This is a genomic window from Nonomuraea sp. NPDC050643 (genome assembly GCF_040654715.1).
Taxonomy (GTDB): domain Bacteria; phylum Actinomycetota; class Actinomycetes; order Streptosporangiales; family Streptosporangiaceae; genus Nonomuraea.
Map to the genome: position 1 here is coordinate 20,552 of NZ_JBFAIM010000099.1, position 25,908 is coordinate 46,459.

The 25,908-nt window shown below is 69.1% G+C and carries 26 protein-coding genes, 1 tRNA gene, 1 pseudogene and 1 riboswitch; of the genes and pseudogenes, 13 read left to right on the forward strand and 15 right to left on the reverse strand.

Annotation, left to right across the window (positions count from 1 at the left end; genetic code table 11):
* Window positions 1-49 precede the first annotated feature (49 nt).
* The gene (locus tag AB0I15_RS61815) at window positions 50-418 is read right to left on the reverse strand and encodes a hypothetical protein (protein ID WP_358118825.1); all 369 of its coding nucleotides are present in this window, start codon (window positions 416-418) and stop codon (window positions 50-52) included.
* Window positions 419-570: 152 nt separating this feature from the next.
* On the opposite strand from AB0I15_RS61815, the gene AB0I15_RS61820 reads away from it, so the two are divergent.
* Window positions 571-644, forward strand: a tRNA-Pro gene (locus AB0I15_RS61820).
* A gap of 247 nt (window positions 645-891) precedes the next feature.
* Here the strand turns inward: AB0I15_RS61820 and AB0I15_RS61825 are convergent.
* Window positions 892-1,956, reverse strand: coding sequence for a hypothetical protein (locus tag AB0I15_RS61825; protein WP_358118826.1), 1,065 nt, complete (start codon window positions 1,954-1,956; stop codon window positions 892-894).
* A 6-nt stretch (window positions 1,957-1,962) separates the two neighbouring features.
* Here AB0I15_RS61825 and AB0I15_RS61830 point away from each other — a divergent pair, with 6 nt between their 5' ends.
* Window positions 1,963-2,445 (forward strand): hypothetical protein, encoded by a 483-nt coding sequence (locus AB0I15_RS61830; RefSeq protein WP_358118827.1) that lies wholly within the window; start codon window positions 1,963-1,965, stop codon window positions 2,443-2,445.
* A gap of 44 nt (window positions 2,446-2,489) precedes the next feature.
* Here AB0I15_RS61830 and AB0I15_RS61835 read toward each other — a convergent pair whose 3' ends face one another.
* The 4 genes from AB0I15_RS61835 to AB0I15_RS61850 are packed head-to-tail and all read right to left on the reverse strand — an operon-like array spanning window position 2,490 to window position 6,242.
* Window positions 2,490-4,706, reverse strand: coding sequence for a heavy metal translocating P-type ATPase (locus tag AB0I15_RS61835; protein ID WP_358118829.1), 2,217 nt, complete (start codon window positions 4,704-4,706; stop codon window positions 2,490-2,492).
* A gap of 21 nt (window positions 4,707-4,727) precedes the next feature.
* Window positions 4,728-5,729, reverse strand: coding sequence for a hypothetical protein (locus AB0I15_RS61840; protein WP_358118831.1), 1,002 nt, complete (start codon window positions 5,727-5,729; stop codon window positions 4,728-4,730).
* Window positions 5,726-5,935, reverse strand: coding sequence for a copper ion binding protein (locus AB0I15_RS61845; RefSeq protein WP_358118832.1), 210 nt, complete (start codon window positions 5,933-5,935; stop codon window positions 5,726-5,728). Before AB0I15_RS61845 ends, AB0I15_RS61840 begins: the two co-directional genes overlap by 4 nt.
* A 25-nt stretch (window positions 5,936-5,960) precedes the next feature.
* A complete protein-coding gene (locus tag AB0I15_RS61850) occupies window positions 5,961-6,242 on the reverse strand; it encodes a metal-sensitive transcriptional regulator (RefSeq protein ID WP_358118834.1) in 282 nt (93 codons plus the stop codon).
* Window positions 6,243-6,874: 632 nt separating this feature from the next.
* On the opposite strand from AB0I15_RS61850, the gene AB0I15_RS61855 reads away from it, so the two are divergent.
* The 8 genes from AB0I15_RS61855 to AB0I15_RS61890 all read left to right on the forward strand — a co-directional run bounded on the left by AB0I15_RS61855 (window position 6,875) and on the right by AB0I15_RS61890 (window position 14,282).
* Window positions 6,875-7,354, forward strand: coding sequence for a hypothetical protein (locus AB0I15_RS61855; protein ID WP_358118835.1), 480 nt, complete (start codon window positions 6,875-6,877; stop codon window positions 7,352-7,354).
* Window positions 7,355-7,888: 534 nt separating this feature from the next.
* Complete coding sequence (locus AB0I15_RS61860) at window positions 7,889-8,746, forward strand: multicopper oxidase domain-containing protein (protein ID WP_358118837.1); 858 nt, start codon at window positions 7,889-7,891, stop codon at window positions 8,744-8,746.
* On the forward strand, window positions 8,715-9,413 hold the full coding sequence (locus tag AB0I15_RS61865) for a multicopper oxidase domain-containing protein (RefSeq protein WP_358118839.1): 699 nt from the start codon (window positions 8,715-8,717) through the stop codon (window positions 9,411-9,413). Before AB0I15_RS61860 ends, AB0I15_RS61865 begins: the two co-directional genes overlap by 32 nt.
* Window positions 9,414-9,621: 208 nt before the next feature.
* A riboswitch (cyclic di-AMP (ydaO/yuaA leader) is annotated at window positions 9,622-9,761 on the forward strand.
* 75 nt (window positions 9,762-9,836) lie between these two features.
* The gene (locus tag AB0I15_RS61870; protein WP_358118841.1) at window positions 9,837-10,562 is read left to right on the forward strand and encodes a hypothetical protein; all 726 of its coding nucleotides are present in this window, start codon (window positions 9,837-9,839) and stop codon (window positions 10,560-10,562) included.
* 319 nt (window positions 10,563-10,881) lie between these two features.
* Window positions 10,882-11,748, forward strand: a complete 867-nt coding sequence (locus tag AB0I15_RS61875) for a F510_1955 family glycosylhydrolase (protein WP_358118843.1) — start codon at window positions 10,882-10,884, stop codon at window positions 11,746-11,748.
* Window positions 11,749-11,842: 94 nt separating this feature from the next.
* Window positions 11,843-12,430, forward strand: a complete 588-nt coding sequence (locus tag AB0I15_RS61880) for a hypothetical protein (protein WP_358118845.1) — start codon at window positions 11,843-11,845, stop codon at window positions 12,428-12,430.
* A 114-nt stretch (window positions 12,431-12,544) separates the two neighbouring features.
* Window positions 12,545-12,991 (forward strand): hypothetical protein, encoded by a 447-nt coding sequence (locus AB0I15_RS61885; RefSeq protein WP_358118864.1) that lies wholly within the window; start codon window positions 12,545-12,547, stop codon window positions 12,989-12,991.
* A gap of 361 nt (window positions 12,992-13,352) precedes the next feature.
* Window positions 13,353-14,282, forward strand: a complete 930-nt coding sequence (locus tag AB0I15_RS61890; RefSeq protein WP_358118847.1) for a peptidoglycan DD-metalloendopeptidase family protein — start codon at window positions 13,353-13,355, stop codon at window positions 14,280-14,282.
* A gap of 470 nt (window positions 14,283-14,752) precedes the next feature.
* Here AB0I15_RS61890 and AB0I15_RS61895 read toward each other — a convergent pair whose 3' ends face one another.
* From AB0I15_RS61895 to mdcA, 8 genes are read right to left on the reverse strand one after another with little or no spacing between them, the layout of a single operon-like run.
* Window positions 14,753-15,595, reverse strand: coding sequence for an alpha/beta hydrolase (locus AB0I15_RS61895; RefSeq protein WP_358118848.1), 843 nt, complete (start codon window positions 15,593-15,595; stop codon window positions 14,753-14,755).
* Window positions 15,592-16,560 carry an acyltransferase domain-containing protein gene (locus AB0I15_RS61900; protein WP_358118849.1) on the reverse strand — a complete coding sequence of 323 codons (969 nt, stop codon included), beginning with the start codon at window positions 16,558-16,560 and terminating at the stop codon, window positions 15,592-15,594. Before AB0I15_RS61900 ends, AB0I15_RS61895 begins: the two co-directional genes overlap by 4 nt.
* Complete coding sequence (locus AB0I15_RS61905; RefSeq protein ID WP_358118851.1) at window positions 16,557-17,213, reverse strand: malonate decarboxylase holo-ACP synthase; 657 nt, start codon at window positions 17,211-17,213, stop codon at window positions 16,557-16,559. The genes AB0I15_RS61900 and AB0I15_RS61905 overlap by 4 nt, the downstream gene beginning before the upstream one ends.
* Window positions 17,210-18,016: a biotin-independent malonate decarboxylase subunit gamma gene (mdcE, locus tag AB0I15_RS61910; RefSeq protein ID WP_358118853.1), complete on the reverse strand. Its 807-nt coding sequence runs from the start codon at window positions 18,014-18,016 to the stop codon at window positions 17,210-17,212. Before mdcE ends, AB0I15_RS61905 begins: the two co-directional genes overlap by 4 nt.
* Window positions 18,013-18,888, reverse strand: coding sequence for a biotin-independent malonate decarboxylase subunit beta (locus AB0I15_RS61915; RefSeq protein WP_358118854.1), 876 nt, complete (start codon window positions 18,886-18,888; stop codon window positions 18,013-18,015). The genes mdcE and AB0I15_RS61915 overlap by 4 nt, the downstream gene beginning before the upstream one ends.
* Window positions 18,885-19,175: a malonate decarboxylase subunit delta gene (locus tag AB0I15_RS61920; RefSeq protein WP_358118855.1), complete on the reverse strand. Its 291-nt coding sequence runs from the start codon at window positions 19,173-19,175 to the stop codon at window positions 18,885-18,887. The genes AB0I15_RS61915 and AB0I15_RS61920 overlap by 4 nt, the downstream gene beginning before the upstream one ends.
* On the reverse strand, window positions 19,163-20,035 hold the full coding sequence (locus AB0I15_RS61925) for a triphosphoribosyl-dephospho-CoA synthase (RefSeq protein ID WP_358118857.1): 873 nt from the start codon (window positions 20,033-20,035) through the stop codon (window positions 19,163-19,165). Before AB0I15_RS61925 ends, AB0I15_RS61920 begins: the two co-directional genes overlap by 13 nt.
* 7 nt (window positions 20,036-20,042) lie before the next feature.
* A complete protein-coding gene (gene mdcA / locus AB0I15_RS61930) occupies window positions 20,043-21,695 on the reverse strand; it encodes a malonate decarboxylase subunit alpha (RefSeq protein ID WP_358118858.1) in 1,653 nt (550 codons plus the stop codon).
* A gap of 284 nt (window positions 21,696-21,979) precedes the next feature.
* Here mdcA and AB0I15_RS61935 point away from each other — a divergent pair.
* The 3 genes and pseudogenes from AB0I15_RS61935 to AB0I15_RS61945 form a co-directional block, all read left to right on the forward strand.
* Window positions 21,980-22,171, forward strand: a pseudogene (locus AB0I15_RS61935) (recombinase family protein); the annotation flags it as partial.
* Window positions 22,172-22,337: 166 nt separating this feature from the next.
* Complete coding sequence (locus AB0I15_RS61940) at window positions 22,338-22,490, forward strand: hypothetical protein (RefSeq protein ID WP_358118866.1); 153 nt, start codon at window positions 22,338-22,340, stop codon at window positions 22,488-22,490.
* A gap of 100 nt (window positions 22,491-22,590) precedes the next feature.
* Window positions 22,591-22,959, forward strand: coding sequence for a hypothetical protein (locus tag AB0I15_RS61945; protein WP_358118859.1), 369 nt, complete (start codon window positions 22,591-22,593; stop codon window positions 22,957-22,959).
* Between the two features lie 1,110 nt (window positions 22,960-24,069).
* Here the strand turns inward: AB0I15_RS61945 and AB0I15_RS61950 are convergent.
* Window positions 24,070-25,377: an MFS transporter gene (locus AB0I15_RS61950; protein WP_358118860.1), complete on the reverse strand. Its 1,308-nt coding sequence runs from the start codon at window positions 25,375-25,377 to the stop codon at window positions 24,070-24,072.
* Window positions 25,378-25,908: the final 531 nt, after the last annotated feature.

Here is a 25,908-nt window from a genome sequence, read left to right on the forward strand (position 1 = left end):
GTGTTGAGACCAGCGCCTGCCCTCGAACAGGCATGTCGAAACTCGTGCGTCAGTCTGCTTCGATCCCCTTTTTGGCCGCGGCCAGCACGGATGCGACATGTGAGCCTGCTGAGGCGGCCGGGACTTCACTGAATCCGCCGGCGGCGTCGTACCGTACGTCGAGCCCGCTGTCCACGAGCCGCTGCGCCCACCGCAGCGCGGTGTTCAACCGCTCGGCCGCGGGCGGCTTCCCCTGAGCGGCCGCCGACAGGTTGCGCAGATTCGTGGCCGGCCCGGACTGACTGTGCGCCCGTTCCAGCTTCCACGGCAGGGCGGCGCTGTGGTCGAGCATCGCCTTGGCCAGCCCGGCGGCCCGCTTCGCCTGCAGCACCCCGGACTCACTGACCCCGAAGTGAACGGCCAGCTCCTGCACGCTCATACCCTCGGCAACAAGCCTGGCCAACTCTCTCCGATCGATGGTCGGCTTCCGCCCCACGTGGCCGCCTCCGCTCCCGCTCTCCGTGTACGCGTGCACCTCCGATGTGCGCTAAGGTTATGACGTCCCGCCCCGCAGGGGGCGGCCGACACGACCGGGACGTAGCGCAGCTTGGTAGCGCACTTGACTGGGGGTCAAGGGGTCGCAGGTTCAAATCCTGTCGTCCCGACGGTCGAAAAAGGCCAGCCAGCCTAGGCACAAGCCCAGGCCTGCTGGCCTTTTTCCGTTGATCGACTACACGGCCCTGAGTTCGGGACCACTTTGAGACCACACCCCCGACAGGTGCACGGAACGCTTTACCCGTCGCCGCCAAGGACGCGCCATCGGGGTGAAGATGGCGCTGCGTGGTGCTCAGCGAACCATGCCCGCGATCTTCCTCAGCACGTGAAGCGGCACCCCGGCATCAGCCACCCACGTCAACCCCGTATGACGAAGATCATGACGCCGTAGATGCACGTACCGGGCGCCGCCACCACCTCGTCCCAGTGCGTGGCATCCCGCAGCACGGCCGTGGCGATGCGCCCGCCCCGCGGACCGCAGAACAGCCGGGCCTCCGGATCCGGACCAGCCGCCTGCAGACGCTTCAGCACCAGCTCACGCACCTCCGCGATGAGCGGAACCTTCCGGGCTCGCTCACCCTTTGTTCCTTTGTCCCCGAGACCACCAGGACTCGGGGTGGTCTGCCTGCGCACCGTCCAGATCCACGTCTGCGTGTCGACGTCACCGACCCGCACACCCGAGACCTCACCGATGCGCGCCGCGGTGCTTCCAGCGAAGATCACCACGTCACCCCACCCCCGGTAGCAGCCCACCGAGCAGTCCACTCCCCCAGCGAGTCCGCTTACTCTCAGTCGTGACGGGCTGGAGTCTGGTGGGTGGGGGCAGACGCGGCGGGCTCGGAGCAGGGCGGCCATGAGGAGGGCGCCCAGGGCTACGAGGACGGCGGCGATGGTGAGCGCGAAGCCCTCCGTCGCGGCGCCCGGTGAACCGGCTTGGGCATCGCTGTGGCGTGCGCTCACGGTGACGAGGACTGCGATCCCGACCGCCCTGCCCACCTGTTGCACCGAGGTGAACAGGGCCGAGCCGAGACCGGGGTCGTCGATGCGGGTCCACACGGCGACCGTGCGGAGCTCTTCCCTGATGAAGGGCTCGCCGCGCAACGAGATCCCCTTGGCCTGCAGGTGCACGCGGTAGAGGCCGGCCACCGGCGTCTTGAGGATGCCGCCGAACTCACCGTCCGCCGTTTCGGGCAAGGGCATCACGTACGGCTTCGCGGCGGGCCCGCTGATCTCGGCGTGGACCGACGCGGTGTGCGCGAGCGGGATCCCGGCTTCCGCCAGCGAGACTCTGATCTGTGCGTCGCCACCCGGGCAGCGGGAGGACTGCCGGACGATGACCTCCATCCGGATGGCCGAGCGGGCCTGGACCGACAGCTTCGGCACCTCTTCCAGCGCCCCGGGCGAACTCACCACGCCGGTCATGACCGCATGAGCCCCATGGCCCCTCCCCTGCGCAAACTGGCCCTTACCGCCCACGTCACCGCCTCTGTGGGCTGGCTCGGTGCGGTGCTGGTCTTCCTGGCGCTGGCCATCGTCGGCTTGACCAGCCCGGATGCTCCGACGGTCCGCGCCGTCTTCGTGGCGATGGAACCGGCCGCCTGGTACGCCCTCGTCCCGCTGGCCGGGGCCTCGCTGCTCACCGGGCTCGTCCAGTCGCTGGGCACCACGTGGGGGCTGTTCCGACACTATTGGGTGCTGTTCAAGCTGCTGATCAACGTCGGGGCCATCGTCGTCCTGCTGATGTACACCCGGACTCTGGGCCATCTGGCCGGCGTCGCGGCGGCTCCGGATCCCGCACCAGGCTCGCTGAGGAGCCCTTCGGTCCTGATCCATGCCGTTCTGGCGGTGGTCTTGCTGCTCCTGGCCACGCTGCTGACGGTGTACAAGCCACGCGGCCGGCTCCGGCAATGACGAATGGCTCCGCGCCGTTCGACGCGGAGCCATTCCCGATCGTGCTACTTGAAGCGGCGCAGCCGGAGGCTGTTGCTGACCACGAAGACGCTGGAGAACGCCATCGCCGCGCCCGCGATCATCGGGTTCAGCAGGCCCAGCGCGGCCAGTGGCAGGGCGGCCACGTTGTAGGCGAACGCCCAGAACAGGTTGCCCTTGATCGTCGACAACGTGCGCCGGGACAACCGGATCGCGTCGGCCGCCACCCGCAGGTCACCGCGTACCAAGGTCAGGTCCGAAGCCTCGATGGCGGCGTCGGTGCCGGTGCCCATGGCCAGCCCGAGGTCGGCCTGGGCGAGCGCGGCGGCGTCGTTGACGCCGTCGCCGACCATGGCCACCACCTTGCCGTCGGCCTGCAACTTCTTGACCACGTCCACCTTGTCGGCGGGCAGTACTTCGGCGATGACCTCGTCGATGCCCACCTCGGCGGCGACGGTCTTGGCCACGGCCTCGTTGTCGCCGGTCAGCAGCACCGGCGACAACCCCAGGGCGCGGAGCTGGGCGATGGCCTCCCGGCTGGTCGGCTTCACCACGTCGGCCACCACCAGCACCGCCCGCGCCTGACCGTCCCAGCCCACCGCCACCGCCGTACGGCCGGCGGCCTGGGCCTCGTGCAGATCACGCTCCAGGTCGGCCGAGAGGTGCTGCGACCACTCTTCCAGCAGCCTGGGGCGTCCGACCAGCACGGCGTGCCCGTCCACGATGCCCTGCACGCCCAGGCCCTCGACGTTCGCGAAGTCCTCCACCGTGTCGTCCGAGGCGGCCGCGCGGGCGATGGCCTGGGCGATGGGGTGCTCGGAGGCGTGCTCCAGTGCGCCGGCCAGGCGCAGCACCTCTTCCTCGCTCTCGCCTTCGGCCACGTGCACCTTGACCAGGGTCATCTTGCCCTCGGTGACCGTGCCGGTCTTGTCCAGGACGACCGTGTTGATCTTCCGGGTGGACTCCAGCACCTCGGGCCCCTTGATCAGGATACCGAGCTGCGCGCCCCGGCCGGTGCCCACCAGCAACGCGGTCGGCGTGGCCAGGCCCAGCGCGCACGGGCAGGCGATGATCAGCACCGCCACCGCCGCCGTGAACGCCGCGCCAGCCCCGTCGCCGGTGCCGAGCCAGAAGCCGAGCGTGCCCAGCGCCAGCGCGATCACGATCGGCACGAAGATGCCGGAGATGCGATCGGCCAGCCGCTGCACCTGCGCCTTGCCGGTCTGGGCGTCCTCCACCAGCTTGGCCATCTGGGCGAGCTGGGTGTCGGAGCCGACCCGGGTGGTACGGACGACCAACCGGCCGCCCGCGTTCACCGTGGCACCGGTGACCGCGTCTCCCATCCCGACCTCGACCGGCACGGACTCGCCGGTCAGCATCGAGGCGTCCACCGCCGAGGAGCCCTCCTCGACCACGCCGTCGGTGGCGATCTTCTCGCCGGGCCGGACGATGAACCGGTCCCCCACCGCGAGCTGGTCGACGGGGACCCGCCGGCCGTCGGCCAGCTCCACGTCCTTGGCGCCCAGCTCCAGCAGCGCCCGCAAGGCGGCTCCCGCGCGGCGCTTGGAGCGGGCCTCGAAGTAGCGGCCGGCCAGGATGAACGCCGTCACCGCCGCGGCCGTCTCCAGGTAGATGTTGCCGGAGCCGTCGGTCCGCTCGATGGTGAACGCGAACGGGTGCGTCATCCCCGGCGTGCCGGCCGTACCGAAGAACAGCGCCCACAACGACCAGCCGAGCGCGGCCAGCGTGCCGACCGAGATCAGCGTGTCCATGGTGGCGGCGCCGTGGCGCAGGTTGGTCCAGGCCGCCTTGTGGAACGGCCAGCCCGCGTACGCCACCACCGGAGCGGCCAGCACCAGCGACAGCCACTGCCAATTGGTGAACTGCAACGGCGGAATCATCGCCATGGCCGCCACCGGCACCGACAGCACCACCGACGTGATGAGGCGCTGGCGCAGCGGCTGAAGTTCGTCCTGCGGCTCCTGCTCGGCCGCCTCCTCCGTCTTGGGCGGGGCGGGCAGCGCGGCCGAGTAGCCGGCCTTCTCCACCTCGGCGATCAACGCTTGTGCGTCGACGCCTTCGGGGAAGGTGACCTTGGCCTTCTCGGTGGCGTAGTTGACCGTCGCGGTCACGCCGTCCATCTTGTTCAGCTTGCGCTCGATGCGGTTCGCGCAGGAGGCGCAGGTCATGCCGCCGATCGAGAGCTCGACCGCGTTCGGCCGGTCATCGGTGATCTGGGACATCACCATTCTCCTTTCTCTCGGTCAGTGGCTGTGGCCGTCGTCGCCGTGCCGGGTCGGGCTCGGCGTGGGCTCGGATGTCGGGACCTGCGGCCGCTCGCCTGCGCTCAGGGTGAAGTCGGCGGTACGGACCTTGTCCCCGTGCTGGAAGTCTAGGAACAAACGATAGTCACCGGTGCTCGGCACCTCGGCGTAGAAGGTGATCTCGGGCCCTGGCCGGGTCTTGCCGTCGCCGGGCTCACCATCGGGGTGAACGTGCAGGTAGGCCAGGTCCCTCGCGCGCAACGCCACCAGGTGGCCGTAGGCACCGAGGTACGGCTGCAGGTCGGTGACCGGCTTGCCGTCCTTGCTCACCTTGAGGGTCAGCTTGCTGGACTGTCCGGGCGTCAATTCACCGTCGAGCGTGACCTCATAACCGTCCACCTTCGCCGTCCGGCTCACCTCGGACAGCGCCTTCGGCTCGTAGTCGCCCGCGACCAGAAGATCCGTGCCGAGCGTCAGACCGCTGCCACCCGCCGGTACGAAGTCGGCGAACGCCCGGTAGGCGCCCGGGTCGTTCAGCGTCAGCTTCACCGACCACACCCCGCCCCCGGCCTCGACCGGGTGCACATGCTGGAACGTGGCCAGATCACGCGAGGCCACGATGAAGTGCAGCTTCTTGTCGTGCTCGACCTGGAAATCGGTGACCGGCCTGCCATCGGCCCCGATCACCGTGAACCGGAAGTCGGTCGGCTCACCGGCCGTGATGGTGGTCAACGGGTTGAGGGTGTAACCGTTCTCGGACACTTGGAGCCCCCCAGGGGTATCGTCCTTCGCCTGTGCCTGCGCGGTGGCGTGTTCTCCGTGTCCCGCACTCGCGCTCGTGGTGGGCACGACAGTGGGCATGGCAGTGGGCATGACCATGGCGGCGTGGTCCTCGGCCGGGGGCGTCCCGACCGGCCCTACCGCCTTGCCCGCCCCCAGGGCTCCGCCGAAGACGACGGCCAGTCCCAGGACGTACGAGCCGAGCTTGACCGCGGTGTTCACTGGTTCGCCACTTCGTAACCGGCCTCTTCGACAGCGGCGACAATCTTCGCCGCGTCGATGGGGCCGTCACTGTCCACGGTCAGCAAGCCTGTCGCCAGGTCCACCTCGACGCTGGAGACGCCAGCCACTTCGCCGACCTCTTCCTTGACCGAGCTCACGCAGTGTCCGCAGGTCATGCCCTTGACGGTGTAGGTGGCGGTGCTCATATCGGTCTCTCCTTCAATCCGCGAGTCAGGAACGTACAAGCCTGGCGATGGCGTCGGACGCCTCTTTGATCTTGGCCTCGGCCTCCGGGCCGCCCTTGAGCGTGGCCTCGGCGACACAGTGGGCCAGGTGCTCTTCGAGCAGCGACAGGGAGAACGACTTCAGCGCGCTGGTCGCCGCCGACACCTGGGTCAGGATGTCGATGCAGTATTTGTCGTCCTCGACCATCCGCTGCAGACCCCGGATCTGCCCTTCGACGCGCCGCAACCGCAGCGCGTGGTCCTGCTTGGTGCCGCTGTATCCGGCCATGTCCACCCCTCCTCAGGTCGCTGCTCATGCCAACACCATACCCCCCTATGGTATTTCCGGCAACCAACGTCTTGGAGATCGACATGCCACACAAGATCAATGATTCGTCGTCTGCATCGCATCGCTGCCGATACACCGCGGCGATGCCCACCTCAGCACAGTCCGGCAGGTCACACGCAACAGCTCCATCGTTCGCAAGCGAGGGGCTTTCGTTGGACGGCGTGCGTCGCGTTGACTTTGAGACGACTTAGTCGCAAGCGTGGCGGACGTCTTCTGGCACGAGGCGTTCGGCCGCGACGCCGTGCTGTGGAGCCCGCCACACATGCTCGCGGTCTTCGGGACCATGGCACGGATCGTGGGTGTGCTGGCCGGAGACCGACCCGGCACTCCGTCGTGGCTGATCTCCGCTGCCGGAGGGCTGCTGCTCGGTAGCGCCCTGATTGCCGTGCTGGAGTTCGAGACCGACGTCCCGCAGTTCAACGAGGAGCTCTATCTGCCCGTGTTGCTGGTCAGCGCGCTGTTCACGCTGGCCATGTTCCGTCGGCTCCTTGACGGCCGCTTCGCCGTCACCCAGGCGCTCAGCTTGTACGTGCGTCGCCAAATGGGGGCTGCCCTAGGCCACCCTCGAAAGGGTGGCCGACGAGGCCGACATCTCCCGTGCGACCCTTCACCGCCGCGGTGTCAGCCGGGAGGCACTGATCGCCGCACTCGCCGCCCGCGCCGCCGACGAGTTCCGCACTGCCCTGTGGCCAGCGCTGACCAGCCCAGGCACGGCCGCCGAACGGCTCAGAGCGATGCTCGAGGCGATGTTTCAAACCGCCGACAGACACCTGGAACTGCTGACCGGGATGTACGTGGCGCATGGCGAGATGTTCCACCAGCCCGGCCCCGACGCCCTCACCGTCGACATCTTCGCGGCCCCCTTCGAGCGGTTGCTCCGCGACGGCGTGCTCGACGGCTCCCTCCGCGAGGTTCCTCCCACCGTCACCGCCACGGTGCTGTTCAACACTGCCGGCTGGGGCTATGTCCATCTGCGCGCCAGCCACGAGTGGCCGCCGGAGCGCACCAGGGAGGCCATCATCGACCTGGTCATGAACGGCCTGCTGCCGTAACGCGATCTACGACGCACCATAGGAGATATTCCGTATGCTCTGGTCATGAGGTCAACGGAGGCGGGACGGTCGGCGGGGGCGCTGCCGCGGCTGCTGCTCCTGGTCCTCCTCATGCTGGGCGTAGCGGCGATGCACACGCTCGGCCACCTCGACGGCCACGACGCGCCACAGCCATCGGCCACTGGCATGCTCCACGCGGAGAGCGCGCACTCTCCCGTGCCTGGCTCTGGATCCGGCGATGCGCCGGGTAAGGCACCTGACCCAGCGTCCGCCTGCTTGGCGATCATGGCCGCTCTCCTCGCCCTGGCACCGCTGGTCCCGCTTGTCGCCGGCCTGGCCTGCGCCTGGCTGCGATCGCATCCCGGATGGCCCGTACCACGGCGGCTTCGCGGCCCGCCTCCTCTGTCGCTCATCCTGACGCGCACGGTGGTGCTGCGGACGTAAGCGTTCTGACCCGGATCGCTGGGGCCGTCATGCCCAGCTACGTCCGGTCTTCGCCCGTCCGTCAGCGCAAACGTCAGCGAGGCAGCAACCATGTACCACATCAGTCGACGCGCCCTGCTCAGGGGCGGTCTCGGTCTCCTGGGCGGAGCCGCCCTCACCGGCTGCGACCAGAATCCCACGTCCTCTCCCGCCTTCATCGGCCCGAGGAGCGACCAGGTCCGCGCCGCCGAGCAGGCCCGCGGTCCCGGTGCGGTACGCGACTTCACCCTTGTGGCCGCCGAGAGCGAAGTAGAGCTCGGCGGCGTGACCGCACGAACCTGGGCCTACGACGGCCGCATCCCGGGCAGGCCCATCCGGGTGAAGGCGGGCGAGGTGATCCGTGCCCGGCTGTCCAACACTCTGCCCAAAGACACCACCGTCCACTGGCACGGGCTGGCGCTCCGCAACGACGCCGATGGCGTGCCCGGCGTCACCCAGCGGCCTGTCGCATCCGGAGCCACATACGTCTACGAGTTCACCGCCCCGGACCCGGGCACCTACTGGTTCCACCCGCACACTGGCACCCAGCTCGACCGCGGGCTCTACGCCCCACTGATCGTGGAGGACCCGAACGAGCCGCTGACGTACGACGACGAGTGGGTCGTCGTACTCGACGACTGGCTGGACGGGGTCACCGGCACGCCGGACGAAGTGCTGGCCGAGTTGTCCGGCGGCATGGGCGGCATGGATCACGGTGGTATGACCGGTATGACCGAGATGACCCCCAGCCCAACGCCTGGGACAAGCAAGCACATGCTCATGGGCGCCACCAGCCTGCTGCTCGGCGGGGACGCGGGCGACGTACGCTATCCGCACTTCCTGCTGAACGGGCGGATCGCCACCGCACCGGAGACCTTCCGCGCCGAGCCCGGCGCGGTTGCGCATCCGGATCATCAACGCGGGCGGTGACACCGCCTTCCGCGTGGCGCTGGCCGGACATCGAATGACCATCACCCACACCGATGGCTTCGCCGTACAGCCGATCGATACCGAAGCACTGCTGATCGGCATGGGCGAGCGCTACGACGTGCTGGTCACTCTCAAAGACGGCGTCTTCCCGCTGGTCGCTCTCGCCGAGGGCAAGAAAGCCGTGGCCCGCGGCCTGATCAGGACCAGCCGGTCAGCATCGGCGCCCAAGGCCGGCCTGCGTCCGCACGAACTGGAGGGCGGCGTCCTCCGCTACGCCAAGCTCCGCCCGGCCGAGGCCGTACGGCTCGCGCCCAAGAACCCCGACCGCACCATCAAGCTGGAGCTCACCGGAAGCATGATGACCTACGACTGGGGGATCAACGGCAAGAAGTACGACCCGAAGATCATCTCAGCGATTCGGGCAGGAGAACGGGTCCGCCTGTCGTTCGTCAACCGCACGACAATGTGGCACCCGATGCACCTGCACGGCCACACCTTCGCCCTGGCCGAGGCCGGCATCCGCAAGGACACCGCCATCGTCCTTCCGAACACCAGGCTGGACGTGGACTTCGACGCCGACAACCCCGGCCTGTGGATGATCCACTGCCACAACGTCTACCACGGCGAATCCGGCATGATGACCTTGCTCGGCTACCGGCAAACCTGACGCAACCCCCACCCCTCGGGTTCAGCGAAGACAAGCGATGCAGATGCACACTCGATTCAACTATCTCTGATAGCAGAGTGGCCGTCGTGCTGGATCTCGTCTCCCAGACCCTCTACTCGGGAGACGAGATCCTGGAGGCATACCTCTCCGCGCGAAACCACCGCGTTCGCCGACAGCACCTACTATGGTTCCTCGTAGTGCGGTTCCCGCAGCCGCCGAGCCGAGTCCCGGTCCCCTGGCCGGGAGCCGGAGACCCACGATGCAGGGGTGAATCGGCGACCTTCGTCGTCGTAGGGCGACTCCCGCCCGAACCCGTCAGCTAACCCGGCAGGCAGAAGGAGAGGAGCCCTATGTGGCGGGTCGTCCCCCCACGCCATTCCGTCGCATCCGGTATCCGCTGGGGCCCTGCTGGTCACCCTGGCCATGGGCGCGAGCATCGGCGCAGAAGCGCTCGCGGCCCCTGAACCCGGCGCCAAAGAGCTGCGCAGGCAGCTCTCCGAACAGCAGAAGGAGCTCGACGCGCTGATCGGCGACTACAACGCCAAGCGTGTCTCGCTCGTGACCGCCAGGAAGTCCGAGCAGGCGGCGCGGGCGCGGCTGCGAGCGGCGCAGAGAAGATACGAGCAGGCCCAGCAAGGCGTCCGAGAGCTGGCGACGCTGCGTTACCAGCAACCGGACCTGAATCTCGCGATATTCGCGGCGGGAGCCGACCCGAGCACCATCCTCAGACGTGCGGCCATCTTGGAGCAGCTCGCCGCCGAGGAGACGGCGCTCGTAGCGGGCTTCACCAAGGTACGCGACAACATCACCCCGCGGATGCGGAACGTACGCAACCTGATCCGGCAGCGCTTCGCCCTGTCCTACGGCGTCGGCTGCTACCGCGGCGTCAATGACGGCGGGGAGCATCCCCTCGGCCGCGCGTGCGACTTCATGGTGAGCTCCGGCGGCGCGATGCCCTCGCCTGAGCAGGCAAGGCTGGGTGATGAGATCTCTGAGTGGGTGATCGAAAACGCGCAGCGGCTCGGCATCATGTACGTGATCTACAGGCAACGCATCTGGCACGTCCGTACGGGGGCGTGGAAGTACATGAGCGACCGGGGCGGTGTCACGGCCAACCACTACGACCACCCACACATCTCGGTCTATTAGGAAGGGCGTGATGGAGGGAGCACTCCAAGACCCGGCGACGACACCGAGCCGGGCCCGGCAACTCCATCACGCCGCCGCGCTGCTCTCTTGTAACAGCCAAGCTCACACCGGCAGCACCGACCAGGGGCCGGCGAGCATTCGTGCTGTTTCTGGGCCCGCGATGCCGGGATGACCCCGGCAGTGCGGATCTCGTGACGCCGCTCGATCCCCGAGACGAGCCGGCCGCGGCCCAGTTCTCTCACGATGGACTGATCGGCCATCGTCGGCCGGAGCCATTCTCGACGACGAGCTACTATATTAGCTAGTAGAATCTGTGACTATGCGCAATACACGGCTTCGTGCCACAGCCGCGGCGCTGGCCGTCCTGGCGCTTGTCGCGTCGGCGTGCGGACCATCACCATCCTCCTCAGCGCCCGGCCCTGATGATCCGGGAATCGGTCACATTCACGGGCTGGGCGTCGATCCAGCGGACGGCGCCCTCTATCTGGCGGGCCACTACGGCCTGTTCAAGGTCACATCGGTGGAGACCGCCCAGCGGGTGGCCGGACGTATCCAGGACCATATGGGCTTCACCGTGACCGGACCAGGGACGTTCCTGGCCAGCGGTCACCCCGGCGACCCGCAGGCCGCCAGTCCGCACCTGGGCCTCATCCGCAGCAGCGATGCCGGTCGCACGTGGGTCACCGTGTCTGAGGGCGGCGCCGCCGATTTTCACTCCCTGCAGCCTGCGGGAGACAAGCTGTACGCGTACGACAGCCAGACAAGGCAGGTAAGGGCGAGCGCAGACGGGGGCACTACCTGGATGCCCGGCACCGACGAAGACGCCATCGACCTGGCCGCGAACGCCGGCGAGCCGGATCGCCTCTACGCGACCACCCAGGGCGGACTGCGGGTCAGCACGGACGGCGGCACGAGTTTCGCGGGCGTCCAGGGCGCGCCGCTGCTCAGCCACGTCGACTCCCCTGCCAAGGGACTGCTGGTAGGTCCGGACACCGAGGGCCGACTACAGACGAGCCGGGACGAGGGACGTACCTGGCAAGCCGGCGGGGCCCTGCCCGGACAGGCCACGGCGTTCGCCGCCGTCGATGGCAACCGGCTGCTCGCCACGACCGAGGACGGCACCGTCTACGAGTCCAGGAACGGCGGCGGCGACTTTACCGTCGTCTTCCGTTCCGCGGCCTCGTGATCGCTCTCCGTCCCAACCGCCGTCGTAGGCCCGGGGGCTTCATGAGCGTCCTGCGCTCGCCGGGAAGGTCCCTCCCGGCGCCCGGGTGGACGGCGTGGACATCGGCGCGCTGCCGCCCGAGTCAGCGCGCTCACCGGCCACATCGAGAACGTCTAACACATTGGCCTTCAGCCCGAGCGCACCGCTGCTGGCTTCCGCCGGAGAGGACACCCGGATCATCCTGTGGGACCCCACCCGGCTGCCGCTCGCCGAGCATACCGACTGGCTCAACGACGTGGGCTTCGCCCCCGACGGCCGCACCTTGGCCACCGCCGGCGACGACGGCGCCATCATCTTGTGGAACGCCGACAGCCGAACAGTTCGCGGCCAACTCACCGCCGGCCCGGCGCCGGTCAACACCATAGCCTTCAGCCCCGATGGCCGCTCCATTGTCGCCGTCGCCGGTACCCCTCAGCAGCACATGCGCATCGGCGACCCCGCCCTGCTGCTGTTCCGGCCCGCCGACCGCAGGCCGCCCTACGGCTGCTCAGACACCTGGGCATGGTCCGCGACGTCGCCTTCAGCCCTGACGGGCGACTGCCGGCCACCGCCAGCAACGACCGGACCGCCATCCTCTGGGACACCGACCCGCGACTTACGGCCACCCAGATCTGCGCCACTGTCACGTATGACCTCAGCCTGAAAGACTGGGCTCGCTTCTTCCCGGAGACCTCATGTCGCAGAGCCTGCCCCTGACCTCCGCTCGGTCGCAGACGGTGGCTGGATGCGGTCGGCAAAGTGAATCGTCCCGGGTTCGGTGGAGATCTCCATCAAACTCGGGGCGATTCACCGGGCCAGGGAACTGCTGAAGCCGCGGATCAAGCCGGAGCATGTCCCGTTTCGCACATTCGATGGCAATGTCAGGATCGCTGCCACGATCCACGGCATTGGGGCGGAGATGGAGGACTCCGGCGGCTGGTTGTGGACTTTGGTCAGCGCGCTGGACGGGACCAGGTCACCCGACGATGTGCTCGCCGTCGTGACGTGCGAACACCCGGAAGTGTCCGAGATCGAGGCTACGGAGGCGATGCAGCAGCTTCTCGAGGCCGGGTTCTTGGAGGAATTCGGCGCATGCCCACCAGCGCAGTTGTCGCGGCCGCCGAAATGCGCCGGAAGATCGAAGAGAACAGCCAGCCCGGCACGGACCTACTCGGCCTGCCCCAATACCAGGTCCGCTCCCGGACCGGCCGGCACCGGCACGTGAGCACCGGCATGCTCGCCCTTGCGGGCCTTTTGCGGCAGGCGGTTCTTTCGGCGGTCAGGGTCTATTCGAAGCCGCAGACGTGATGCCGTAGGTCCGCGATCAGATCCTGGCCGCGATGACCGGTCAGCACGTCAGGGTCGGCCGCCGTCGCACCGCCGCAGGTCGCGCGCCCGTCACCGCGGAGGAATGGGCTCGGCCGGCCGGTCTGGACCCCGGTCGCCGGCCCAAGGCCGCGATACCGATGCATGTAGGTATCTTTCATTGGCGCTCGCATGTTGGTTAGATACCTTCACCCGCGCTTCCCCTCGACCCCCGGAGGGCCCAGCTCGTGAAAATCATCACTCGGTTATCGACCGCCGCCGTGACGGCCTCCCTGGTGCTGCTCGGCACTGTGACACCCGCCACCGCCGCGACCATCACGGTCGACAACGCCACCGCCGGACAGTTCTCCGCCGGCGCCAACTGGGGCACCTCGACCTGGTCCACGCAGCGCTACGGCGCGGACTACCGGTTCGCGACCCCGGACACCACCACGAGCGACGCCGCCTGGTTCAAGGCGTCGATCGCAGCGGCCGGAGCTCACCTGGTAGAGGTCTGGTACCCGGCCGACCCTGGCTACAACAGCGCCACCCCGTTCCTGGTGGCCACCACTGACGGCACCCGTACGGTGGCCGTCGATCAGCGCGCCAACGGCGGCCGCTGGGTCGGTCTCGGCACGTTCGCCCTGGCCGCCGGCGACTACAACGTGGTCGGCGTCAGCCGCTGGACCAGCCAGCCCGGCTACGTCGTGGCCGACGCCGTCCGGATCACGTCCTCCACCGGAGCGGTCTCCTTCTCGCTCCCCCTTCCGCGCAACGCGCTGCCTCGCAGTGAGTACGACGACCCGCACCACGACTATCCGGCGATCGACCTCCCGGTCGGCACCGGCACCCCGGCATACGCGGCGCGCGCCGGCACGGTGACGATCATCGACGACAGCCTCTGCGGGCGCGGCATCAACCTGACCGGAACCGACGGGGCCATCTACACCTACTGCCACTTCTCCTCGTGGTCGGTCCCCAATGGCGCCTCCGTCGCCGCCGGGCAGCAGATCGGGCTGAGCGGCAACACCGGCAACTCGACCGGTCCGCATCTGCACTTCGGCATCCGTACCGGCAGCACCCGGCGGTGCCCGCAGAACTTCCTGCTGGCCGTGTACGACGGCGTCACACCACCGGCGGCCAGCAGCCTGCCCACCACGGGCTGCTTCTACGTCAGCCGGTCCACGGAGCCGGTCATTCCGCTCGGCTGAGCGGCCGGCCCACCGGCACCCCGGGCAATGATTCCAACGGATGAAAGATCAGCTGTTCGGCCGCGCCGAAGTGGCGAGGGTGTTCGTCCGAAAGGCGGGCGTACGTACAACCTGTCTACAGGTGCGGTCCGAGCAGGCTCAGGTCGGCGGGCGAAAGCCGGGCGAAGGCGGTCGCCGCCTGGTGCCGGTACGGGTGGAGCAGCGGCTGACGGCTGGCCTCGTCCAGCCGGGGCGGTTCCCTTTGGGATTTCGCCCTACGTGGGCGGCGGTTCTGTCGAGTGGACGATCGGCATACCCATGCTGGTCTGCTACGTGGCCATTGCTTTCGCGGTAGTGAACCCAGACGCGTTGGCGAAGCCGGCGGCCATGATGCTGGAGAATCCAGTGTCGGAACGAATCCTTCGATGGATAGCGGTGGTCCTGTTGATCGTCGGCTTCCAGTAGTGCTGCGGTGTGTCGCTCAGGGGCCGTCAGCGCACGGAGCAGACCGCCGCCCCGATCACCGCCGTCACCGCGTCCGGATGCGAGATCAGGGTCAGGTGCGATCCGCCCGCGAACGTGGTGACCTTCGAGCGGGCCCGCTTGGCCATCTTCCGCTGCGAGTCCGGCGTGATGATCCGGTCACCGGTGCTGATGAAGTACCAGGACGGGATCGTCTTCCACGCGGCGGCCTTCGACGGGGTCATAAACGCGCTGGTCGAGGCGGCCCGCTGGGCGGCCCAGAGGCGTTCGGCGGTCTTCTGCGGCAGATCGGAGCCGAACGAGCGGGCGAACGGCTCCTGCTTGAGATACAGGTCGTCCGCTCCTTGAGGCGCTCCCGCGTAGGGCACCGCGTCGTAGAGCGTGCCCGGGTTCGCGTTCAGGGCGGACTTGGAGCCGCTGAGCTGGCCGGTGGTCTCCCCGACGTCCGGGGCGGCGGCATCGACGTACACGAGCGCCTTGACGGCGGGCACGCCCGCGGCCGCGTTCGTGATCACCGAACCGCCGTAGGAGTGCCCGACGAGCACGATCGGACCGCGAATGGTCTTCAGGAAGTCGGCGACGGTCGCGGCGTCGCTGGTCAGGTCGCGGAGCGGATTGCCGATGGCGCGGACGACATAGCCCGCCCGTCGCAGGGCGTCGGCCTCGCCGTCCCAGCTTGAGGTGCCAGCCCAGGCTCCGTGCACCATGACGACTGTCGGCTTGGTGCGGGCCGGTGCAGGACAGGGCAGGGGAGCCGCCGCGGTGGCCGGCTGGGCGTAGGCGGCCGCCACCGGCAGGGTGAGCGCGGCGAACGCCGCCACGAAGGTCTTCTTGTGGCGGGGGATCGTCATCTTTCTGCTCCTTCTGTCCGACGGTCTGGTGTTCGTACTGCGGTCGTGCGGGCACGGCGGGTCAGCTCCACCGCGTCGGTGAGGGAGGTGCAGGCCAGGGTGATGGCACGGGCGCGGGGGTTCGCGGCCCCGGCGATCCGGGCGAGCACGTGCCCGGGCGGCGCCTGGACGAACAGCGTCGTGCCGAGTTCGCCGAGCAGGGCGACGATGTCCCGCCAGCGCAGGGCGGCGGCGACCCCGCGGGCCAGGTCGTCGAGGACGGCGTCTGCGTCCTGGAGCGGGCGGCCGGTCCGGCCGCCGAGGTAGGTAACGGCGAGGGCGCGCCTGGGCACCGTGCCGAGGTGGGCCGCCATGGCGTCGGCGACGCCGGCGAGCAGCGGGCAGTGTGAAGGGACGCCGATGTCCAGGCGCCGCACGCGCCGCGCGCCGGCCCGCTCCGCCGCCGCGTCGAGGCGTTTCAGCGCGCGGACGCTGCCAGCGGCCACGACCTGCTGGTCGGCGTCGATGACGGCCAGGTATGCCGGGTCGTCATCGGTCGTGATCGAGTCGATCAGGGCGCGGGCCCTGGGCACGTCGAGCCCGAGCACGGCAGCCATGCCGTACCCGGACGGGTAGGCGTCGCGCATGAGCTCGGCGCGGTGGCGTACGGCCACGAGGGCTTCGGCGAAGGTCAGAACGCCAGCGGTGACAGCGGCCGGGAACGCGCCGGCGGAATGGCCGGCCACGGCGTCGGGACCGGCGCCTTCGGCGGCGAGCGCCCTGGTCACGGCGACTCCGGCGACGCAGAGCGCGACCTGCGTGGTGACGGTCGACGCCAGCGCCCAGGCGTCGTCCTGCCTGGACGAACCGGGCAGGATCCGTTCGGCCTCGGCGAGGGTCGCGGCGACGGCCGGATGGCCGGGCAGGTCGTGGAGCATCCCGGGCCGCTGGGTGCCCTGGCCGGGGTAGAGGAAGGCGACCGTCATGCGCGCCCCCAGGGGTCGTCGACCAGCTCGGGGCCGTGCGCGGTGCGGGCCAGGACCGGGCCGCCGGTACGGGCCCACTCGGCCAAGCCGATCCCGCCGCGCGGGGTCTCCAGCTGGCAGTCGATCCTGCTGGGGAGGGCGGCGAAGGCGGTCACCAGTCGTGCGGCCGTGGCCGGCGACAGCCTGCGCGGCGTCCGTACGAGCAGGTCGAGGTCGCTCGAGGGGTGGGTGACCTGGTGCCCGGTGGCCAGCTCGAAGCCCACGCTGCCGACCGGACCCCAGACGGCCTCGCACCCCAGCTCCTCGGCCAGCCGCAGGCCGACGGCGGACAGGGTGTCGCACAAAGCGGCAGGCAGGGCGGCGAACATGGTGGCGGGCAGAGCGGCCGGCAGGTGGGGGCCGCGCGGGTGCGGGCGGTTCAGCTTCTCCGGGGGCACGCGGCGGGTCACCTCCCCTGCGGGCACGAAGGCGGCGTGGCGCTGCGACCGGCGGGGTCCGCGCACGCCGATGGGGATCAGGCCGGGCGGGTGCGGCGCCCGCCGTACGACGGCCCAGCCGCAGGCCGCCAGTGACGCGGCGGCCCAGCCGGGCAGCTCGGCGCCGGCCGCCGCGCTACCCGCGAGCCGCAACAGGTCGTGCGGGCGCGCCGTCATCCCCATTGCTTCGCGAGTTCCTCGTGGATGCGGCGGGAGGCTGCCCTGGTCTTCAAGGCGCCCGGCGAGTTAAGGCGGTTGCTCAGGTCACGGGGACCCTTCCGGGCACGTACGACGGCGGCGGCCAGCGCGTTCCTCACCTTCACGGTGTCCCCTTCGGTCGGCTCGCCAGCGTTCTCCACCCGCAGGAGCTCGTCGCACAGGCCGAGCTTCGCCCAATCGTTGACGTCGTACGACAGCGGCGGGAAACGTTTGGCCAACTCGTCGAGCTCGGCCACCGTCCGGAGGGTCACCTTGGCCGCGGCCTGCTTGTGCATGGCGTGGATCACCACGCCGGGATCGTCGAGCGCCAGGATCTGGTTTGCCTGCAGACCGTGCGCGAGCAGCCCGCCGGACAGGGCTCTTCCGACGATGAGCGAGATCACTGGATGCCCCGCCGTACGGGCGGTGGCGTAGGCGTCCACGGCGGCTGCCAGCGCGTGGTGGATGCCGAGCAGTTCCTCGACGCGCCCGTAGGCCTGGCTGGGCAGGTCGACCACGGCGACGATCGGGCGGCGGCGGCCGTCGGGCAGCCGCCCGTCCGCGACGACCACCCCGGTCACCGCCTCGGCGAGGGCGAGCCCTTCGCGAAGCCCGACCTCGCCCTCGCGCGCGCGGTGGAAGGGGCTTCGCGGGTCCGGCACGACGGTGACGATGCGGGCGGTGTCGTCGCCCAGCGTGCAGTCGGCCGTGATCACGGACGGCACGACGTCGTTCACGGCCCCGTCCGCGAGCGCGTGCGTCCAATTCTGCCCGCGGCTCATCCAGGGTCTCCCTTCGGCGGCGTGGGTTTCGCCCATACCGCCGCGAGCGCGGACGGTGCGGGCGGATGGTCCAGGTCGACGGCTTCCAAGCTGGCCCGCAGCTGGCCGATCCGCCGCGAGCGGTGCTCGGCGGGCACGCCCTGCCGCACGGCCTCGACCACCGCGGTACGCAGCGCGGAGACGTCGTCGAGGACCAGTGCGTCTGCCAGGCCGGTCCTGACGCGCTGCGTTCCGCCGTCGATCGACCAGATCAGCGGGTGGTCGGAGGCGTCGAACTCGGCGATCCCTGCCTCGGACTCGATCACCTCAGGACCGTCGAGCCCGAGCCTGCCCTCCGCGGTCATGATCAGCTTCGTGCACAGTCCGGCAGCGATGCTCACGCCGCCGAAACAGCCCAGCGCCCCGGCGATGACACCAACGACGGGCTGGAGGGCGCGCAGCTCCAGTACAGCCGCGCACACTTCGGCCACCGTGGCCAGGCCCAAGTTGGCCTCCTGTAGGCGGACGCCACCGGTCTCCAGCAGCAGCACCGCGGCGGTCGGAGCGCCGTCGCGGCTGTCCCGTGCCGCCAAAGACAGCCCAGCGGCGATTTTCACACCGGAGACCTCGCCGATGCCGCCGCCCTGAAATGCCTGTTCGATGCCGATCACGACCGCGCGCTGCCCGTCGAGACTGCCCTTGACCACGACGACGCCGTCGTCGGACTGCGGGACGACGCCCTGAGGCTCCAGCCATGGCGACTCGATGCGGTCGAAGGGGCCGCACAGTTCGCGGGCCGTGCCTTCGTCCAGCAGCGCCTTCGCCCGCTCCCGGGCGTCCAGCTCGATGAAGCTGGTGCGGTCGAGCAACGACTCCCACTCGGTGACCGTCATGCCTTGCCCTCCTCGATGGCCTGCCGGAGGCGCAGGGTCACCACGCCGGGTGTGGCTCCGAAGTCGTTGAGCTCGAACCTCGCGGCCACGCGGTGACGGGCGAAGAACCGCTCCAGCACGGTCCGCCACACCGTGTCGAACCCGTCGACGCTGGTACGCACCCGCACCTGGGCGGTGCCGTTCGCGGGGGTCATCAGGACCTCCAGATCCCCCGAGCCCACCACCCCGACGTGGCTGCGCCGGGCGGCCGGGCGGTCCGCGGGGAACTCGTAGCTCAGCGTCTGCATGAGAGCACCTCCTGCTCAAGGCGTTCCGGCCACGGCACCATGTCCAGGAAGAGCGCGGCGGCCAGCAGATCGCCGCTCCCACCCGGTGACAGGCGCCGCCTGCGGAGCGCGTCGTCCAGTTCCATGAGCGCGGCACGGCCGGAGCCGGTGCCCGCGCCCCCCTCGGCCAGGACACGCCGGGCGCCGAGCCGTACGACACGCAGGCCGTCGGGGCCGCCGCGGTGCAGGACACAGGTGTCATCGAGCAGGCTCATCACCGCCAGCAACGCGTCCAACTGGGCCGCCTCTTCGCCGAGACCGGCCGCCCTGCCCTCCCGCAGCCGCGGCAGCGCGATCTCGGTAACGTGCGGAAAGGCGGTTTCCGCCTCTCTGCGGGCACCGCCCGCCCCATATCGCCGCCGGGCCCGATCGCCGTGGGACGGCTCCCCCGCCGGGACCCACCGATCGGGCAGGGCGGCCAGCCGGGCCGCGGCGCGGGCGGCCGCGCGTTCGTCGGCCGCGCCGCCGGCGATGGCGGCGACCAGCAGCCCGAGCGCCCACAGGGCCCCGCGATGGGTGTTGATCCCTACGGTGGTCCGCAACATCGCCCGGTCGCCCAGGCGGCCGATCGCGCCCAGCTCCTCCCGGAGCCCGACACCGGCGGGCGTCCGCTCTGCGGCCTGCGCGATCCTGCGGAACGTGGGGCGTAGCGCCTCGGCGGAGGCCAGCATGAGGGGCAGGTCCATGTCGTCGTGGGCGCCGCCGCCGCGGCCGTCGACCAGGCCGGGTTTGGGACTCAGCCGGGCCTCGGCGTGCAGCGACCGGACCGCCGTGTCGGCGAGCAGGGCCGCGGACGGCCTGGCGTGCTCGATCACGGTCATCGGCGGATCACCAGGTCCGGAACTGGGCGGGTGGGTCGTACAGTCCGCCGGACCAGGCCACGAGATCCTCGACGCTGCGGGCTGCCAGCAAAGACCGTTTCGCCTTGCGGACGTCGACCTTGAGGTCTGCGGGCAGCGCGACCAGCCCGTCCCGGCGCAGCTCCTCGACGCGCCGCTCGTCGATCTCCCGGCCGATCGACGTGGCGCCCGCGACCGCGGCCACCGCCTCGCGCCGTTCGGCCAGGGCCGAGGCTTTGTAGAGGTACGCCACGCCCTCCTCGGTCACCACGTGGCTGACGTCGTCCCCGTAGATCATGATCGGCGGGATGGGCATGCGCGCGTCCTTGCCCACCGGGACCGCGTCGAGCGTCTCCACGAACGCCGGGGCGCCGCCCGAGCGGAAGGTCTGCGTGATCTGCACGACGAGTTTGCGTCCCCGCAGCGCCGGGGCCTGCCCGGTCAGCAGGCTCAGCCATGCGGGGGTAGGGTGCCTGCGGCCGTGCGAGTCGTGTCCCATGTTGGGCGCTCCGCCGAACCCGCTCAGGCGGCCCTCCGTGACCGTCGACGAGTTCGCGCTGCCGTCGATCTGCAGCGACGACCCGATGAACAGGTCCACGGCGTACTGGCCCGCGAGCTGGCACAGCACTCGGTTCGATCGGAGCGAGCCGTCACGGCCGGTGAAGAACACGTCCGGGCGGGCGGCGACATAGCGCTCCGTGCCCGGCTCTCCGCCGAAGCAGTGCACCGACTCGACCCAGCCGCTCTCGATGGCGGGGATGAGCGTCGGATGCGGGTTGAGCGCCCAGTGCCGGCAGATCTTCCCGCGCAGCCCCAGCTCTTCGCCGTAGGTGGGCAGGAGGAGCTCGATCGCCGCGGTGTCGTAGCCGATCCCGTGGTTCAGCGTGGTCACCCCGTGCCGCTCATAGATGCCGCGCAGCGTCATCATCGCCATCAGGATCTCCACCTGGCCGATGTGGCGCGGATCGCGGGTGAACAGCGGTTCCAGTGCGAACGGCCGCGGGCTCTGCACGATCAGGTCCACCCAGTCGCCGGGGATGTCCACCCGGGGCACCTTGTCCACGATCTCGTTGACTTGGACAACGGTCACGCCGTCGGAGAAGGCCACCGCCTCGGCGATGGTCGGGGTGTCCTCGGTGCTGGGGCCGGTGAACAAGTTCCCGTCACGGTCGGCCTGTTCGGCGCAGAGCAGCGCAACGTTCGGAATGAGGTCGATGAACATCCGCGCGTACAGCTCGACGTAGGTATGGATCGCTCCAACCTCGACCGTTCCGTCGGCCAGCAACTGCGCCATGCGCACGCTCTGCGGACCGGCGTAGGCGAAGTCGAGACGGCGGGCCACCCCTCGCTCGAACATGTCGAGGTGCTCCCGGAGGCTGATCGAGGAGATCAGCAGATGCAGGTCGTGCACGGCCTTCGGATCGCACCCGGCCAGCGCCTCGGCCAGGAAGTCCGCCTGCTTCTGGTTGTCGCCTTCCAGCGCCACCCGGTCGCCCGGGCGCAGCAACGCCTCAAGTGCCGCACGCATCCGACCGGCGTCCAGCACCCGGCCGGAGACGAAGGGACGGACCTTCTCCAAGCGGTCCCGTTTGGCGGTCCGCCGCCGTGTCCAGTCCCGAGCGGCCACCTTGGTGTGCGCCATCACTCGCCCCCATCCAGCGTTGACCTAGATGTGCTGCACTCAAACGGTGCGTAACTAACCCAAGGGGGACTAAAGCCTGGCCACTACCCGACCGCCCAAATCACCGGGCGAGCAGATGATCATGCGACGATGCAGGGCTGCGGTCGGCTCGAACCAGGACATTCCGCACATAGAGCGACGACGCCATGGGAGCCGGCCACGATCGGCGGCAGTAGCCGATCTGCTCACCCCCTTGCCGCGCAGGCGCTGCCCCTGTGATCATCCCCCAGCAAGAGGGTGCCAATGTGCCGTCTCCTGGCCATCGTGGCGGCCCACCGCGCCGCACTTGTCCGCCATCCCGATGCTCGAAAGTTGCGGCCGGCACCCTGGTCGTCCCGTCGCTGGACCGCTACGGCCGCTCCCTGGCCGACCTCATCACCATGGTCGCCGAACTCCGCAGGCGCGAGATCGGCTTCACCTCGCTGCACGAGAACCTCGACACCACCACCCCCGGCGGCCGCCTCATCTTCCACGTCTTCGCCGCCCTCGCCGAGTTCATCGTCGCCGGCAACCCGCGACGGCCTGGCCGCCGCCCGCGCTCGCGGCCGCACCGGCGGCCGCCCCACCGTCATCACCCCCGAACTGCTGCGTGTCGTCCGCGACATGCTGCCCAACCCCGAAAACTCGATCACCTCGATCGCCAAGTTGCTCAACGTCAGCCCGGGCACTCTCTACAACCACATCCCCGACCTGCGCCGGCTCCGCGAACAAAGCCGGGGCCGCGAACTCAGCGGTGATGAGAAGCCGTCGGTGTAGGAGCACCTACCCGAGCGCCGCCAGGGTGGAGGGGTGGTCGGCGCCCAGCACCCGCTCGCTCGTTGTGTGCGCCCGTTCGAGGCAGTCGATCGCACGGGTCATGGCGCCCTGGTTCTCGATGAAGAGGCCGGTCCGGTTGAGCAGGCGGGTCGTGGTGTCGGTGTCGGTGTCTGGGGTTGTGTGGCCGGTTAAGCGCGAGTATGACGACGTGCTTTCAGAGTGCGCGCAATCCCTCGACGCCCGATCGGTTCCTCCGGAGGCGGCGATTGACCGCGCATCCGACCAATTGGCCAAGGTCAGAAAGCGTGCCAAGCGCGCGGTTGACCAGCACACGACTCGCCGGTTTCTGCCTGTGAACACTCGTGCCGGTCTCCTACGCAAGCTGGATGAGCTACACGAGGGCGCCGTGACCCGGCTGGAAGAACTCAAGGGCACCGTTGGCTCGCACAGATCGCCGGATTCCGAATAGCACTGGCGTAACCCGAGCTGCTCACAGGTAGGCGCGGCGAGCCCGGATTTCGAGCTTGGACACCGCGGTGGTGGAGGTGGCTGCGGTGACGAGCACCGTGCACGAGTGCGGTCGCCGATCGCCACGCTCGGGGTGAGGTGTATCCGGCGGAACGCCGAGCCGGGGCCGGACGCGTTGATCTGCCCGGTCACGATGCACCGGCAGTTCCCCGGACACGCCCCGCACCTTCACCGACACCGTGCGCACACCCGGCAGCGGGCGACGCTTAGTGCCAACCCTGGTCGGCCAGCAGCCGGCCGGATGGTCCAGGGGAACTCCATCGAGGGCGTATGTCGGCATCAGTCCCCTTTCACCTGCTTTTCGGAAGGAGATGATCTCCCATGAATGAGCGCAGGCGAATCTCGCGAGCGGCCTATGCCGTAGTCGTCGCCGTAGCGCTCGCAGTCACCGCCATCGTGCCGAATCCCCCCAGACGGTCACGTTGCTGTACGTGCTCCATGAGCTGCCGTAGAGGCCTGGCCGCCGTGGCCTGCACTGGCTGGAATAGCGCACCGTCCTCGCTCAGTCTTGGCCGCCCCAATCTGTTTCACCTGCGCTGATGAATGAATGAGAGATGATCCTGGTGTGGAATGGGCTGCGCTTCCCGGCCGCCATCACCCACGCCCACGGGCAACGAGGTTCCGGCCATCCTGCTGCCGATGGGGCTGGCTGTCGTATTCTTGATCGAATGGTTGGGGCCGGTGGGGGAACAGGGAAGAATGTTGAAGCCGCCATGTAGTGGCCGTGTGGCGAAAATATGGCCACCGGCGGAATCGTGGCCTTGCTAACCTCGCGAATGGCACGCATGCCACTGGTCTTGTCGCATGCACGGAGGACAGGGACGAAATGCGACGCCGTGAATTCGTCGGGCTGACCGGAGCTGCGCTGTTCGACGCGGTCCTCGGGACCTCGAAAAGCTAGATGACCTGCACGGATGACATTGTCGGCAGGCACAGTCCTGCCCGTCGGCGACGAAAGAGGGTACCGAGCAGCGGAGGCCGGAAATGGCTTCCATCTCACCCTGCAGCGCTGCGATGTCGACCGCTGGCCTGGCCGGGGCCGAGAAGGCGCTCATTCCGTCACCGTCCCAGCGCCCGTGGGGAGCATGGAAGCGTGCGCGTGCACCCACCAGGCGAGGGGAAGTGCGATCAGCACCACCGCCTGGATCGCGAGCAACGCCGCAGCGATGCCCCAACGGTCTGCCACCAGGCCGGCTCCCAGGGCGACGAGCGCGTAGAGCACGCTGCCGAGCAGCGACGCAAGCGAACCCATCGTCGCGCGTTCCCGGTCGGTGAACTCGCGCTGCAGCAACGTCTGCTGGGCGATTGTCGACATGCCGTAGGCCGGTGACCCAAGCAGCACAGGCGAAAATGCCGTCGGCTTGACCAGCGCCACGAAGTTCGCCACGTTGTCGAACAGCTCACCGAACAGCAGAGTGCGGGCCGCGCCCACCCGGCCGATCACCCAACCACTGACACGGAAGCCGACGAAGGCCACGCCATGGCCGAAGGTGCGCCACAGGCCCAGCGCCCAGAGCGGCCACAGCCCTGCCACGAAAACAGGCGACAACTGGGCCGCGCTTTCGCTGCTGTAACGAAGCGCCGACACCAGAGTCATCCGGCGGAGCACCGGATTACGGCGGATGCCGCGCAGGGCCGATCCGAGATGCACCAGCACGTTCGATTCCAGCGGGCCGTGCACCCGCGGTTCCCGAACCCGCAAGGCGACGAGCACGCACAGCACCTGCGGCACGACCGACAGCACGACCACCACACGCAGCGACCACGCGCCGGCGACCACGCCACCTATGGATGCCGCCAGTGCGAGCGCGATCTGGAACATCGAGTTCACCCGGCCCGAGTGCCGGGGGAACTCCTCCTCCCGGCCGGCTTCGAGCAACGTGTCGTAGAGCAGAGACTCGTTGTTGCCGCTCCACAGCGAGGTCGCCAAGCCCTCCAGCACAACAGCTGCCAGGAGGAGGCCGTAGCCCGAAGCGCCGGCGTACCCGAGATGGGCGGCCACCATGACGACGGCACCGGCGATCATCGTGCCGCGTCGGCCAAGGCGGTCGGAGAGCACCCCGGTAGGGACTTCGAACGCTGCCGAAGACAGCATCTTCACCGCCAGGAGGCTGGCGGCAGCGGTGTACGAGCCGGTGACTTGCGCGAAGTAGATGACCATGATCGGCCCGTACATGCGGAAGTCGCCGAAGAAGTTGAACCAGCTCAGCAGGCGGACATTCCGGTTGACAGTCTGATCAGCGGAGTTCGGAGCAGGCGGAGCCGACCTCGACCGTTGAGATTTCCTGCCGAACGGGGCAGCGATCAGGCGTTCGACCAGGACACGTACACGGAGCAGTGAAGAATGACGAGCGGACACAGCAGAACTCCCGGAAAGGCGAACGGAGACGCCAAACAGCGCCAAGGGCCGGTGACATGTGTCACCTCGCCCCGGCGACCGGGATGTGTGCTGACTATGCTGCTACACGCGCGGCGTTACAAGCCTGCGACTGCGGCCACCAAGGGGCGAACGGAAGCTCCGGTCATCGTTGTAGACATCAGTGCTCCTCAATTCCCCAGGCGGACGGGATTCCGCAACAGCTTCGACTCTAGCGACCGAAGGACCTACGTGTCCGCTGAATCACGGACACAACGGCGGGCAACCGCGCCTCATGGCCGCTTGAGCCAATCCAGGATGGGTGCGGCTACACCCATCCTGGCTCGCAGACCAGCAAACGTGGCCGCGCGACCCAACGAGCCTCACACGTAAAGAAGCCGCATGGCCCAGAGCTTGCACCAAACACGTCGACGATGAACCTTCCGCGTCAGAGTCAATGAACCAGTTCCGGTCCGAAACACCTATCAGCCGCGGGTAGTTTGATCACTCCGTGGAAGAGGTTGGAGCAGGTGG

Coding starts and splice junctions, on each gene's coding strand:
- AB0I15_RS61870 (WP_358118841.1), top strand. CDS start 9,837: ATGGGCGCGAGCATCGGCGCAGAAGCGCTCGCGGCCCCTGAACCCGGC.
- AB0I15_RS61830 (WP_358118827.1), top strand. CDS start 1,963: ATGAGCCCCATGGCCCCTCCCCTGCGCAAACTGGCCCTTACCGCCCAC.
- AB0I15_RS61850 (WP_358118834.1), bottom strand. CDS start 6,242: ATGGCCGGATACAGCGGCACCAAGCAGGACCACGCGCTGCGGTTGCGG.
- AB0I15_RS61815 (WP_358118825.1), bottom strand. CDS start 418: ATGAGCGTGCAGGAGCTGGCCGTTCACTTCGGGGTCAGTGAGTCCGGG.
- AB0I15_RS61920 (WP_358118855.1), bottom strand. CDS start 19,175: ATGCAGACGCTGAGCTACGAGTTCCCCGCGGACCGCCCGGCCGCCCGG.
- AB0I15_RS61895 (WP_358118848.1), bottom strand. CDS start 15,595: ATGACGATCCCCCGCCACAAGAAGACCTTCGTGGCGGCGTTCGCCGCG.
- AB0I15_RS61915 (WP_358118854.1), bottom strand. CDS start 18,888: ATGACGGTCACCGAGTGGGAGTCGTTGCTCGACCGCACCAGCTTCATC.
- mdcA (WP_358118858.1), bottom strand. CDS start 21,695: ATGGCGCACACCAAGGTGGCCGCTCGGGACTGGACACGGCGGCGGACC.
- AB0I15_RS61925 (WP_358118857.1), bottom strand. CDS start 20,035: ATGACCGTGATCGAGCACGCCAGGCCGTCCGCGGCCCTGCTCGCCGAC.
- AB0I15_RS61835 (WP_358118829.1), bottom strand. CDS start 4,706: ATGTCCCAGATCACCGATGACCGGCCGAACGCGGTCGAGCTCTCGATC.
- AB0I15_RS61845 (WP_358118832.1), bottom strand. CDS start 5,935: ATGAGCACCGCCACCTACACCGTCAAGGGCATGACCTGCGGACACTGC.
- AB0I15_RS61825 (WP_358118826.1), bottom strand. CDS start 1,956: ATGACCGGCGTGGTGAGTTCGCCCGGGGCGCTGGAAGAGGTGCCGAAG.
- AB0I15_RS61875 (WP_358118843.1), top strand. CDS start 10,882: ATGCGCAATACACGGCTTCGTGCCACAGCCGCGGCGCTGGCCGTCCTG.
- AB0I15_RS61900 (WP_358118849.1), bottom strand. CDS start 16,560: ATGACGGTCGCCTTCCTCTACCCCGGCCAGGGCACCCAGCGGCCCGGG.
- AB0I15_RS61860 (WP_358118837.1), top strand. CDS start 7,889: ATGTACCACATCAGTCGACGCGCCCTGCTCAGGGGCGGTCTCGGTCTC.
- AB0I15_RS61940 (WP_358118866.1), top strand. CDS start 22,338: ATGCTGCCCAACCCCGAAAACTCGATCACCTCGATCGCCAAGTTGCTC.
- AB0I15_RS61945 (WP_358118859.1), top strand. CDS start 22,591: ATGGCGCCCTGGTTCTCGATGAAGAGGCCGGTCCGGTTGAGCAGGCGG.
- AB0I15_RS61905 (WP_358118851.1), bottom strand. CDS start 17,213: ATGACGGCGCGCCCGCACGACCTGTTGCGGCTCGCGGGTAGCGCGGCG.
- mdcE (WP_358118853.1), bottom strand. CDS start 18,016: ATGAGCCGCGGGCAGAATTGGACGCACGCGCTCGCGGACGGGGCCGTG.